Annotated in this window: 7 protein-coding genes; 2 read left to right on the top strand and 5 right to left on the bottom strand. The window is 70.5% G+C overall.

What is annotated here, in order from left to right:
* Window positions 1-5: 5 nt before the first annotated feature.
* Window positions 6-467: a hypothetical protein gene (locus ABT118_RS03050; RefSeq protein ID WP_350644483.1), complete on the bottom strand. Its 462-nt coding sequence runs from the start codon at window positions 465-467 to the stop codon at window positions 6-8.
* Between the two features lie 451 nt (window positions 468-918).
* Between ABT118_RS03050 and ABT118_RS03045 the strand changes: the two genes are divergently transcribed.
* Together ABT118_RS03045 and ABT118_RS03040 are read left to right on the top strand one after the other, a co-directional pair.
* Complete coding sequence (locus ABT118_RS03045) at window positions 919-3,435, top strand: ATP-dependent Clp protease ATP-binding subunit (protein WP_184918152.1); 2,517 nt, start codon at window positions 919-921, stop codon at window positions 3,433-3,435.
* A 444-nt stretch (window positions 3,436-3,879) separates the two neighbouring features.
* Window positions 3,880-6,165 carry an immune inhibitor A domain-containing protein gene (locus ABT118_RS03040; RefSeq protein WP_502884478.1) on the top strand — a complete coding sequence of 762 codons (2,286 nt, stop codon included), beginning with the start codon at window positions 3,880-3,882 and terminating at the stop codon, window positions 6,163-6,165.
* A 74-nt stretch (window positions 6,166-6,239) separates the two neighbouring features.
* Here ABT118_RS03040 and ABT118_RS03035 read toward each other — a convergent pair whose 3' ends face one another.
* From ABT118_RS03035 to ABT118_RS03020, 4 genes are all read right to left on the bottom strand, one after another.
* Window positions 6,240-9,242, bottom strand: a complete 3,003-nt coding sequence (locus ABT118_RS03035; protein WP_350644481.1) for an NACHT domain-containing protein — start codon at window positions 9,240-9,242, stop codon at window positions 6,240-6,242.
* A gap of 2 nt (window positions 9,243-9,244) precedes the next feature.
* Complete coding sequence (locus ABT118_RS03030; protein WP_350644480.1) at window positions 9,245-9,553, bottom strand: trypco2 family protein; 309 nt, start codon at window positions 9,551-9,553, stop codon at window positions 9,245-9,247.
* Between the two features lie 72 nt (window positions 9,554-9,625).
* Entirely contained in the window at window positions 9,626-10,741 is a 1,116-nt protein-coding gene (locus tag ABT118_RS03025; RefSeq protein WP_350644479.1) for a threonine aldolase family protein, read from the bottom strand.
* Window positions 10,742-10,782: 41 nt separating this feature from the next.
* Complete coding sequence (locus ABT118_RS03020) at window positions 10,783-12,333, bottom strand: aldehyde dehydrogenase family protein (RefSeq protein WP_350644478.1); 1,551 nt, start codon at window positions 12,331-12,333, stop codon at window positions 10,783-10,785.
* Between the last annotated feature and the right edge of the window lie 313 nt (window positions 12,334-12,646).

Below are 12,646 nucleotides of genomic sequence, written 5' to 3'. Positions count from 1 at the left end.
ACCGGTCAGCCGGCCGGTGCCAGACCCATCAGGTCACGGGCGCAGGCGTCGGCCAGGCAGTCGAGCAGTCGCAGCAGATCGGGTGAGCGCAGGTCCAGTACGGACCCGTGCTCGGCCGGGCGGAGCCAGCTGGCCCGCCGGTCATCGGGGCGCGGAGGAGCCTCCTCCGCGCCCCGCGGCCGTGGCACCCGGGCCGGTCCGGCCGCCCTGGCGGTGAGGCCGAGCCGGAGTTCGGCCCCCCAGCCCAGCCAGCGCAGCAGCTCGGGCACCGTCTCCGCGGTGTCCGGCGCCAGCAGGAAGGCGACCCGGTCACCCCGGGCCACCACCGGACCCGACGGCCGCCCCAGGCGGTCCAGCCGGGCGAGCGAGGCCAGCCCGACCGGGCGGCGCACCTCGACCCGGTCGGAGTCCAGCAGGGCGGTGAGCGGGACGGGGCACAGCCCGCTCCGGCTCGACGGAACCGTCATGGGCTGTGCAACGCTGGAGGGGCGACGCGGTCACGCGGCCACCACCTGAACGGCCGCGGGCCCGATCTGATCCACCGTCACCCCGGTGGACTTCTCGCCAGGCGAACACCGCCACCGGGGAAACTGCGCGAAACTCGCCGCATTACCGGGTATGAATGCAGGTGGGTGGGGCCGATGGCCCCGGCCGAGCAGATCGCGAGACCAGCTGTCCGAGTCCTCGGTGGACGTTGTTCGCCGTTGGCGTAGCGGTATCGGGTGCATCAGGCCCTGCTGTGGGAACACCGTCTCCCAGCATCAGGTTGGGAATGGTGTCGGCTGGTCGCGCAGCATGAAAGGCTCCACGTGAGTTGGAGCTGATCCGTGAGCCGCGCCGCTGAGCGGGACTAGCATGCGGAAGGACAGGGCGGGGACAGTCCCCGAACTGCCCGACCGCTCTGAGGAGCGATAAACGATGTTCGAGAGGTTCACCGACCGTGCGCGGCGGGTTGTCGTCCTGGCTCAGGAAGAAGCCCGGATGCTCAACCACAACTACATCGGCACCGAGCACATCCTCCTGGGCCTGATCCACGAGGGCGAGGGTGTCGCCGCCAAGGCCCTGGAGAGCCTCGGGATCTCTCTTGAGGCCGTCCGCCAGCAGGTCGAGGAGATCATCGGCCAGGGCCAGCAGGCCCCGTCCGGCCACATCCCCTTCACCCCGCGGGCGAAGAAGGTGCTGGAGCTGTCGCTCCGCGAGGCCCTTCAGCTCGGCCACAACTACATCGGCACCGAGCACATCCTGCTCGGCCTCATCCGCGAGGGCGAGGGCGTCGCCGCCCAGGTCCTGGTGAAGCTGGGTGCCGACCTGAACCGGGTGCGTCAGCAGGTCATCCAGCTGCTCTCCGGGTACCAGGGCACCGGCAAGGAGTCGGCCACGGCCGGCGGCCCCGCCGAGGGCACCCCCTCCACCTCGCTGGTCCTGGACCAGTTCGGGCGGAACCTCACCCAGGCCGCCCGCGAGGCCAAGCTCGACCCGGTGATCGGGCGCGAGAAGGAGATCGAGCGGGTCATGCAGGTGCTGTCCCGCCGCACCAAGAACAACCCCGTGCTGATCGGCGAGCCCGGCGTCGGCAAGACCGCCGTGGTCGAGGGCCTGGCCCAGGCGATCGTCAAGGGCGAGGTCCCGGAGACGCTGAAGGACAAGCAGCTCTACACGCTCGACCTCGGCGCGCTGGTCGCGGGCTCCCGCTACCGCGGTGACTTCGAGGAGCGCCTGAAGAAGGTGCTCAAGGAGATCCGCACCCGCGGCGACATCATCCTGTTCATCGACGAGCTGCACACCCTGGTCGGCGCGGGCGCCGCCGAGGGTGCGATCGACGCGGCGTCGATCCTCAAGCCGATGCTGGCCCGCGGTGAGCTCCAGACCATCGGTGCCACCACGCTGGACGAGTACCGCAAGCACCTGGAGAAGGACGCCGCGCTGGAGCGCCGCTTCCAGCCGATCCAGGTCGCCGAGCCGTCGCTGCCGCACACCATCGAGATCCTCAAGGGTCTGCGGGACCGCTACGAGGCGCACCACCGGGTGTCCATCACCGATGCCGCGCTGGTCGCCGCCGCCACCCTGGCCGACCGCTACATCTCGGACCGCTTCCTGCCGGACAAGGCGATCGACCTGATCGACGAGGCCGGCTCCCGGATGCGCATCCGCCGGATGACCGCGCCGCCGGACCTGCGCGAGTTCGACGAGAAGATCGCCGACGTGCGCCGGGAGAAGGAGAGCGCGATCGACGCGCAGGACTTCGAGAAGGCCGCCTCGCTGCGCGACGACGAGAAGCAGCTCCTCACCGCGAAGGCGAAGCGGGAGAAGGAGTGGAAGGCCGGCGACATGGACGTCGTCGCCGAGGTGGACGAGGAGCTGATCGCGGAGGTCCTGGCCACGGCCACCGGCATCCCGGTCTTCAAGCTCACCGAGGAGGAGTCCTCCCGCCTGCTGCGCATGGAGGACGAGCTGCACAAGCGCGTCATCGGCCAGACGGACGCCATCAAGGCGCTCTCGAAGGCGATCCGGCGTACCCGTGCGGGCCTCAAGGACCCGAAGCGCCCCGGCGGTTCGTTCATCTTCGCCGGTCCGTCCGGGGTCGGTAAGACCGAGCTCTCCAAGACGCTGGCGCAGTTCCTGTTCGGCGACGAGGACGCGCTGATCTCCCTCGACATGTCGGAGTTCAGCGAGAAGCACACCGTTTCGCGGCTGTTCGGCTCCCCGCCCGGCTACGTCGGGTACGAGGAGGGCGGCCAGCTCACCGAGAAGGTGCGCCGGAAGCCGTTCTCGGTGGTCCTCTTCGACGAGGTCGAGAAGGCGCACCCGGACATCTTCAACTCGCTGCTGCAGATTCTGGAGGACGGTCGCCTGACCGACTCCCAGGGTCGAGTTGTCGACTTCAAGAACACCGTCATCATCATGACCACCAACCTCGGCACCCGGGACATCTCCAAGGGCTTCAACCTCGGCTTCGCGGCCACGGGTGACGCCACCACCGGGTACGAGCGGATGAAGGCGAAGGTCAGCGAGGAGCTCAAGCAGCACTTCCGGCCCGAGTTCCTGAACCGTGTCGACGACATCGTGGTCTTCCACCAGCTGTCCGAGGAAGACATCATCCAGATCGTCGACCTGATGATCGACAAGGTGGACGGCCGGCTCAAGGACCGCGACATGGGTCTCGAGCTCAGCATCGACGCCAAGAAGCTGCTGGCCAAGCGCGGCTACGACCCGCTGCTGGGTGCGCGTCCGCTGCGCCGCACCATCCAGCGCGAGATCGAGGACCACCTGTCGGAGAAGATCCTCTTCGGCGAGCTGCGGGCCGGCCACATCGTGGTCGTCGGGGTCGAGGGCGAGGGCAAGGAAGCCAAGTTCACCTTCCGCGGCGAGGAGAAGTCGCCGGTGGCGGACTCTCCCGCGGCGGTCGCCTCGGCCGGTCCTGATCTCACCAAGTAACCGCAGTACCGGGTAGCACCGACCGGCTCCGAAAGGGCCCCTGCACTGGCCATAGCGCCAGCGCAGGGGTCCTTTTGCCATGCCCCTCGCGTTCATCGCCAGGTCACAATTCTTGTGATGAACCGCACGGTGGCCCCCGCCGTTCGACGGATAGCCAGGCTGGTTCGGATGCGATGGATGCTTCCACCGCCGGGTCCGGCTCGGACATTTGACGGATGATCAGGTGATAGAAGCGCCGGAGCATAGCGCCGTGGCCATGTCAGGGTCAAGGTCTTTCTTTTTTGCTCACCCTTGGATCAAATGACGTCCACCTGTCTTTCATTGGTTCACCGGCGGGGCCATGAGCTCGGCCGGTATGGGGAGGACGTCACCACGTTGAACATATCCAAGAAGGCCGCCGCGGCGACCGCGGCCGTGGCGGTAATCGCCGCTCTCGGCGCGGGAATGCTGCCGGCTACGGCTACCGCCGCGCCGGTCACGGTCTCCAATGACCCGGCCGACGCTGCGCTGAACGCGCCGGACGACCACAACCTGCCCGGTCCGCTGACCGGCAAGGTCGAGGCCCAGCAGAAGGCTGCTGTCGAGCAGCTCGTGAACGGCACCGCGAAGATCGAGACCCACGGCGGCAGCACCAGCATCAAGCTGGGCCGCGACAAGTTCGTCGAGCTCGGCCGCGAGCGCACGGACAAGATCTTCACCATCCTGGTCGAGTTCAGCGACCAGGTGGACAACACCACCAAGCTGCCCGACGGCACGGTGAAGTACGGCGGCCAGCCCGGCCCGCTGCGCAACCAGATCGCGCAGCCGGACCGGACGAAGGACAACTCCACGGACTGGCGGGCGGACTACAACCGCCAGCACTACCAGGACCTGTACTTCAGCACCACCAAGGACTCGCTCAAGACCTACTACGAGCGTCAGTCCTCCGGCCGCTACTCGGTCGACGGCCAGGTCACCGACTGGGTCAAGGTGCCGTGGAACGAGGCCCGTTACGGCTCGGACTACTGCAAGCAGCACGTCTGCAACAACGCGCAGGACCTGATCCGCGACGGCATCAACGCCTGGGTCGCCGACCAGAAGGCCAAGGGCCAGACGGACGCTCAGATCAAGGCGCAGATCGCCCAGTACGACCAGTGGGACCGGTACGACTACGACCACGACGGCAACTTCAACGAGCCCGACGGTTACATCGACCACTTCCAGATCGTGCACGCCGGTGAGGACCAGTCCGCCGGCGGCGGCGTCCAGGGCACCGACGCGCTCTGGGCCCACCGCTCGTACGTCTACGGCACCCTGCAGGGCCAGGCCGGCCCGGACAACAACAAGCTGGGTGGCACCCCGGTCGGCAGCACCGGCATCTGGGCCGGTGACTACACCATGCAGGCCGAGAACGGTGGCCTCGGTGTGTTCTCGCACGAGTTCGGCCACGACCTCGGTCTGCCGGACCTGTACGACACCTCGGGCTCCGGCATCGACAACTCGGTCGGCTTCTGGTCGCTGATGTCGTCGGGTTCCTGGCTCGGCACCGGCAAGAACAGCATCGGTGACAAGCCGGCCGACCTCGACGCCTGGAGCAAGCTGCAGCTCGGCTGGCTCAAGTTCGAGACCGGCAAGGCCGGCAAGTACTCCGCGCACCTCCTCGGCCCGGCGGAGTACAACACCAAGCGCCCGCAGGCGCTGGTGGTCGACCTCCCGTCGAAGACCGTCACCACCGAGATCAACACCCCGTTCGAGGGTGCCGGCGAGTGGTGGAGCGGCAGCGCCGACGACCTGAACGTCTCGCTGACCCGCGACGTGGACCTGACCGGCAAGGCTTCGGCCAACCTGTCGGCCAAGGCCTGGTACGACATCGAGCAGGACTACGACTACGGCTACGCCGAGGTCTCCACCGACGGCGGCGCCAAGTGGACCGCCCTCGACGGCACCTTCAACGGCACCGCGATCCCGGCCACCCCGGCCGGCACCGCGGGTCTGACCGGTGACTCGGCCGGCAAGTGGGGCGACCTGTCCTACTCGCTGGACGCCTACGCCGGCAAGGCCGTCAAGGTCCGCTTCCGCTACACCACCGACGGTGGCGTGCACCTCAAGGGCCTCGCGCTCGACAACATCGTCGTCAGCGCGAACGGTGCCCCGGTCTTCACCGACAACGTGGAGAACGGCGACAACGGCTGGACCGCCAGCGGCTTCTCGCGGATCAACGGCAAGTTCTCCAAGTCGTACGAGCAGAAGTACCTGGTCGAGAACCGTCAGTACGTTTCGTACGACGAGACGCTCAAGACCGGCCCGTACACCTTCGGCTCGGCCGCCAAGCCCGACTGGGTGGAGCACTACGCCAACCAGAACGGCCTCCTGATCTGGCTGTGGGACAAGTCGCAGAGCGACAACAACGTCACCAACCACCCGGGCCAGGGCCTGATCCTGCCGGTCGACTCGCACCCGGACACCCTCAAGTGGGCCGACGGCACCGCGATGCGCCCGCGCATGCAGGGCTACGACTCGACCTTCGGGTTCGAGCGCACCGACGGCCTGAAGCTCCACAAGGCCGACGTGCTGACCACCATCCCGTCCTCGAAGGGCGTCAGCTCCTTCAACGACGCGAAGAACAAGTACTGGAGCGCCGAGAACCAGTACAGCAGCGTCCAGGTGCCCAACACCAACACCGCGATCTCGGTCCTCTACGAGAGCTGGAACAAGCTCGAGACCCTGGTCCTGGTCAGCCCCGGCAAGTGAGCTCAGCTCAGTTGACGTGGTAGTCAGGTGACTTCGGCCCCGTCGGGATTCGTCCCGGCGGGGCCGAGGTGCGTTCAGCGCATGGTCAGTCGGTCCGGCTCGAACGCCTCGCGGCCCAGCAGCTCGGGGGGATCGCCGCCCTCGGTCCGGATCTCCACCGTGAAGTCGCCCTGCGCGGCCGCCGCTCGGAGGTCCACCGTCTCGGTCGCGGCGCAGTAGAGCAGGAGATGCCGCAGGCCGGGAAACGCGCTGACGTCGACCCGGTACCGCTCACGCGCGAAGAGGCCCAGGAACTCGACGTTCGGCAGGGAGAACCCCGGCGGGACGGAGGCCAGCGCGTTGGCAGAGATGCGCAGCGCGGTGATGCCGTTCAGGGCCCGCCAGGCGGCCGCTGACAGCCCCATCGCGCCGTAGACGTCGAGCACCCGCACCGCCGTGCCGGCCAGCACGCTCAGGTCGTAGCCCCACTCGCTGATGTAGAGCTCGGTCAGTTCGGGCCAGTCAGCGAGCGGCGCGAGGTCGATCCCCTCCGCGTCCACATAGATCCCGCTGGCCCCCAGTCCGGCAGCCACCGCCAGTTGCTCGGCGGTGGTGACCAGCAGGATGTGGAACGTCGAGAGGTCGATCCGCGAGATCACCGCAGCGACGAACTCGGTGTGCCCGAAGTTGGACCACTCGCGGGTGATCGTCTCGGCGCTCACCCCGTCGGCCGCCAGCTCCCCCAGCAGCGCCAGGGCTTCGTCTCCGCCGAGCTGACCGGCCGTGCGGACCACCTCGTCCTGGTCTAGCTCGACCCCGTCCAGGAGCAGCATCCGGAGCACCCCGATCAGGCCCTCCCCGACCGGCGCCCAGCTCGCGCTGTCCAGCGCCGCCGGATCGTCCGTCAGTTGCCTGGAGAGCCGGCTCAGCACCGCCTCCCGGGACGCCCCGTCCAGCTCCTGCGCGTAGGGCAGGCAGGTGCCGGCCGCGAGACGGACCGCCAGCTGCCGCTCTCCCTCCGCCTCGTCCCCTGCCGCCACCAGTCGCCCGAGCAGCTCCGCCCGCTCCCGGGGCCCGGAGTGACCCACCGTCATCCGGATCACGTCCTGCCAGGTCTGCTCCGCCGCCATCCTGGTGAGCAGGCCGAAGTCGGCCTGCTCCCGGAACTCCAGTGCGGCCAGGTAGTCCTGGAAGGTCCGGTGGATGAACTGGAAGGTGTCCGTACTGGTCTCGGCCAGCAGGCCGCTGCGGTTCAGCAGGTGTGCGTAGACCTGGGCGGCGTCGCCCTGCCGGGCGAGGGCGGGCAGGCTGGCCAGTGCGGCGTCGATCTGCCGGATCGCGGTCGTGCGCTCGCCCTCCACCTGGTTGTTACGCACCAGCCAGTGCGCGATCCGGCGCAGCAGCGCCAGCTGCTCGGGCTCGGACGGCCTCAACTTCTCGTCGGCGCCCACCTGTTTGGCGTCGTCGCGCTTCACCAGCAGCATCGACAAGGCGTCCCGGTAGATCTCCATCCGGTGGCTCGGCAGTGCGCCGTCGGACTCCCGGTTGAGCGCGCAGACCATCGCGCAGAGCAGCGGGCTGTCGGTGATCTGGGCCAGGTCGTCCGACTGCTCCAGGGTGCGCAGCAGCCCGCTCTCCAGCTCGTCCAACTCCTGCTGCCAGCGGGCCCGTTCCAGCGGCGTGTGCGGCACCGAGGTGAGCTCGGCCAGGATCGCGCCGTGCCAGCGCCCGATGAACCGGCGCCGGTGCTCCTCGCCCATCGGGCGGAGGGCCAGCTCCTCGAAGTCCAGGTGGGCCAGCCAGCCCGGCTCCACCGCCGAGGGGCGGACGGTCGCCATCGTCCAGACCTCGGGGTAGTGGTCGAGCAGGCGCTCCAACCAGCGCAGGGTCTCCCGGCGTTGGGCGTCCGGCACCTCGTCCAGGCCGTCCACCAGCAGCATCGCCCGGCCGCTGGCCAGCACCCGGGCCGCCCAGCCGGCCGGCTGGGCGTCGGCGCACAGGCGTCCGTCCAGGGCGAGCAGCTCCTCCGGCCGGGGGCTGAAGTTGCCCTGCCGGGCCAGCTTGCGCAGCTGCAGGACCAGCGGCACCCGGCCGTTCAGCTCGGCCAGCTCCTCGTCCAGCGTGCCCGCCACCGCACCGGTCGCCAGCCACTGGACCAGCGTGGTCTTCCCGGAGCCGGCCTGCCCCCGGAGCAGGATCCGCCGCTTGCCCCGGAGCATCTCCGGCACCTGCTGCGGGCCGGAACGGCCTTCGCCCTCACCGGACTCGACTGCCCCGGCCGGGTGGCGCCTGGACCGGTCGGAGAGCTCGGTCGCCTCCAGAGTGAGGTACCCGGCGTCCAGGCCCCAGCCGCGGCGGCCCTGGCCGTGCGCCTTGCCCAGGCCGAAGATCCTGATCCGGCCGTAGTCGGCCTGGATCGATTCGGCGTACTCGCGCTCGAAGTCGGTGTCGGCGATCTCCTGCTCCGAGATCCCCTCCAGCCTCGGCTGGGCGCCGAGCTGGTCCACCAGGCTGAACGCGAAGCCCGGGGCCGCCAGCAGCGCCGCCGCGGGCAGGACGTCGAGCTGCGAGCTGCCCCACGCCCCCGGGTTGTGGTCCCGGAGCACCAGCGCGAGCACCCGGCCCCGGAACACCACCGCTGCGCCGGACAGCCCGGCCCACGGGGAGCCCTGGGCGGCCACCGGCGGGAGCTGCTGGGCGAGGAAGACCTCACTCCCCTTGAGCAGGCCCGATTCAGGCATCAGCGAGCCCGTCACCTGGGTGCTCTCCAGCCGCCCCCGGTCGTCCCGCTCCACCGCCGGAAAGCCCGTCAGATGGCAGCCGCCCAGCGGCTCGTGCCGGTCCGTGCGGCCCCACCGGACCGGCGCCACCTCACCCTGCACCAGGTCGGCCCCGGCCAGCAGCAGTACCGCGTCCAGCTCCTGGCTGCGCCAGAGCACGGTGCAGCGGCCCCAGCCCGTCCCGCCGGGGACGGCCGCCTCGGCCGCCCCGCCGACCTCCGCACGCACCACGTGGTCCGCCGTCAGCACCAGGCGCCGCCCGAGCAGGTGGCCGCTGCCCTGGGTGACGCCCCGGACCGCGACCGCCCGGGTGGCCACGGTCAGAACCCGGCCCGGCTGCCGAGGTCGTCGTTGCCGACCTCCACGGAGCCGTCCGGGCCCTTCGGGGTGAGCGTCACCGTGATCCGGTGGGTCCGCTGCCGGGCCACGCCCGCCTCGGCGTCGGCGCTGAACACCCAGGCCTTCACGCCGCCCTTGACCTTGGCGTCCCGCTTCAGCTCGACCCCGAACTCCACCACCACCGAGTCGACCCCGAACCGGATCGCCTCGCCCTCCCCGCGCGCCACCGCGTCCGCCAGCTGCGCCCGTACGACGTCGATCGCGTCGGCCAGCTCAATTCCCGTGTCCACAGCGCCCCCTGAAGATGTGTCGTCCAGCCGAGCCTAGAACAACACGGGCAGCCGGGGGCGGCGGTCGCCGGGTCAGCGCAGCAGCTCCAGGAACTCCGCCGCCGCCTCCTCGATCTCCTCCGGGGTCCACTCCAGCGCCGCCTCCGAGACGGTGATCTCGGTCACCGAGTGGCCGGGCACCGGGCCCGGCTCGTTCCACCAGGCGAACAGGCCGACGCCCTGCTCCTCGGCCAGCCGCAGGGTGGCCTCGGTCAACCGCTCGGCGCCGTACGGCAGCCAGAGCTGGAACTGGTGGGTGTGCGGCACCTCCGGGTTCACCCGGGCGCCGGGCATCCGGCCGAGCGTCTCGGCCACCACCTTGGCGTGCGCGACGTACGACTCCAGCCGGGGCAGCGTGCGCTCCAGGCCGGCCAGGGCGCTCAGGGCGACCGGCCACTGCTGGTAGAGCGAGCCGCCGTAGCGGTGCCGCCAGACCTTGGCCTCCCGGACGAAGTCGGCCGGGCCGGCCAGGGCCGCCCCGCTGATGCCCTCCAGGGTCTTGTAGAAGGAGACGTAGATCGAGTCGCCCAGGGCGGCGATCTCCGGCAGCGAGTGGCCCAGGTGATAGACCGACTCCCAGATCCTGGCCCCGTCCAGGTGGACGTGCACGCCCTCCACCGCCGTCACCGCCGCGACCAGTTCGTCCCAGCTGGGCAGGATGAACCCGGCGTCCCGGAGCGGGAGTTCGAGCATCAGGGTGCCGAACTTCTCCTCGCAGTCGCGCAGTTCCTCCGGGGTGGGCACCCGGGGCTCCTCGGTCGGCCAGACCGAGGTGAGGCCGCCGAGGCGCTGGTAGGCCCGGCGCTCCCACTGCTCGGGGTGCGAGAGCGGGTGCATCGCGACCGTCCGGCTGCCGCTGCGGTCGGCCCAGTACCGCAGGGCGACCTGCTGGGCCATCGTGCCGGTGGGGAAGAAGGCGGCGTCCGGCTTGCCGAGCAGATCGGCGACCTGCTCCTCCAGGGCCAGGATCACCCCGTCGCCGTAGAGGTCCTGCGCCCGGTCCAGGTCGTACCCGGCCAGTTCCGCGTCGGCGGCCAGGGTCGCCAGCCGGTCGCGGACCGACTGCGGCCGGCTGCCCGAGAGCAGTCGGCCGCAGCGGTGGAAGGCGTTGAAGCGTCGCTCGCGGGTGGTGAGCTCAGATTCGGTCATACGAACGATCCTGCCCCACGGCGGGCGGACCCTCCAGCCGGTTAGCGGGGCGGGTACAGCGAGTACGACGGGAAGTTGCCGTACAGCTTCTCGTCCGCCCCTTCCTTCCCGTACGTCACCGCCCGGACCAGCAGGTCCCCGCCGACGAAGGCGCCCTTCCAGGAGGCGCCGAGCCCGCCGAAGACCTCCTCCCGGTCACCCCGGCTGCGCGGCTTGTTGATGCCGACCTTGAACGCCAGCAGATCGGGCCCGACCCGGTCGGCGAAGGCCGGGTCGTCGGTGGCGAGCGAGGCGACCAGGGAGCCGTTGCCCGCGTTCATCGCGGCCAGCAGCTCGGCCTCGGTGTCGACCAGCACGATCGAGTCCAGCGGGCCGAACGGCTCGGAGTGGTGCAGGGCCCAGCTGGCGGGCGGCTCCAGGACGGCCGCCGGGGCGAGGTAGGCGTCCAGCGACTGGCCGGGCAGGAAGACGCCGTCGGCCAGGCTGCCCCGGTGCAGCGGGATCGCCCGGGCGGCCACCGCCGCGTCGAAGTGGCCGCGCAGCTCGGCCGCCTTGGCCGCGTGGATGACCGGGCCGAAGTCGAGGTCCGGCAGCGGGTCGCCCGGGGCGGCGACGGCGAGCGGGTGGCCGAACCGCAGCTCCTCCAGCACCCCGAGGTAGGTCTCCAGGAAGGCCGGGAAGAGCGTGCGCTGCACGACGTAGCGCGGGTAGGCGGTGCAGCGCTGCTTGGCGTACTCGAAGCCCTTCTTCAGGTGTGCTCCGAGCGCCGCCCAGTCACTGTGGTCCCAGACGCCCCAGGTGTTCAGGCCCTCCTGCTCCAGGAAGTGGCGGCGGTTCAGGTCGGCCAGCGCGGTGGCGGCCTTGCGGCCGTTGGCCCGGCCGCCGACGAAGGCCAGCGCGCCCAGGCCGGCCGAGCGGATCAGCGCATCGCCGATCTGCCCGCCCGTGCCGGAGAGCAGGGTGACCGGCAGCCCGGCCCGGTGCATCACCGCGTGCGCCAGGGTCAGGCAGTGGAAACCGCCCTGGGAGGGGGTTTTGGCGACCACCGCATTGCCCGCCAGCAGCTGGACCAGCTCGGCGTGCACCTGCACGCTCATCGGGTAGTTCCAGCTGGCGATGTTGGAGACCGGCCCGGGCAGCGGGGTGCGCCCGGCCAGCTGGCGGTCGATCTGCTCCAGGTACCAGCGCACCCCGTCGAGGGCCCGGTCCACGTCGGCGCAGGCCAACCGCCAGGGCTTGCCGATCTCCCAGACCAGCAGCAGGGCCAGCAGGTCGCGCTGCTCGGCCAGGCCGTCGACGGCGGCCGCGACCCGGGCCTTGCGCTCGTCCAGCGGCACCAGGCCCCAGGCGGCGTGCTGCTCGGACGCGAACGCGACGGCGGCCTCGGCCTCCTCGATGCCGATCCGGGGCGGACCCGGGATCGCGGTGCCGTCCAGCGGGGTGGTGTGCTCGCCGGGAGTGCCGACCGCGCGCCACTCGCCGCGGACCAGGTTCAGCAGCCGGTCGGGCGTGAACGCCTCGGGCGCGGCCGCGATGCAGCGGGCGTAGGTCTCGGACCAGGATGTGCCGGGCTTGAGCTGTGGTGCCGCCATGAGGGGAGTTCCTCCGGTCGGGGGACGGGATGGCTCGGGCAGGGCGTGCTGTGATCGCGGTTCAGCCTGGCACGGAAGCGCACGAAGTGGACAGCAGCGGCGTCGGCGGGTGGCCGCGGTTCTGTGACCCGGTTCACGGTTGGCGCTGGTCGGGGCCGGGTAGACCAAGCCCTCCGGTGGGGCTGGTCACAGCTCCGACGGCCGATACTAGGTCAGGTAGTAGCGGGCGGGCCGTGGAGCGAAATGCCCGGTTCGCCCGTTCGGCCGGTCAGATCGAAAGATCATTACTCCGACTGCTGGAAGTTCCGGCCCA

Source organism: Kitasatospora sp. NPDC002040 (assembly GCF_040296785.1).
Taxonomy (GTDB): Bacteria; Actinomycetota; Actinomycetes; order Streptomycetales; family Streptomycetaceae; genus Kitasatospora.
Note: the sequence above shows the minus strand (reverse complement) of the source record. Positions and strands in the feature narration are given on the sequence as shown.

What these genes read in the sequence shown, in the direction of transcription:
- ABT118_RS03050 (WP_350644483.1), bottom strand. Translation starts at nt 467, where the DNA reads ATGACGGTTCCGTCGAGCCGGAGCGGGCTGTGCCCCGTCCCGCTCACC.
- ABT118_RS03045 (WP_184918152.1), top strand. Translation starts at nt 919, where the DNA reads ATGTTCGAGAGGTTCACCGACCGTGCGCGGCGGGTTGTCGTCCTGGCT.
- ABT118_RS03040 (WP_502884478.1), top strand. Translation starts at nt 3,880, where the DNA reads ATGCTGCCGGCTACGGCTACCGCCGCGCCGGTCACGGTCTCCAATGAC.
- ABT118_RS03025 (WP_350644479.1), bottom strand. Translation starts at nt 10,741, where the DNA reads ATGACCGAATCTGAGCTCACCACCCGCGAGCGACGCTTCAACGCCTTC.
- ABT118_RS03020 (WP_350644478.1), bottom strand. Translation starts at nt 12,333, where the DNA reads ATGGCGGCACCACAGCTCAAGCCCGGCACATCCTGGTCCGAGACCTAC.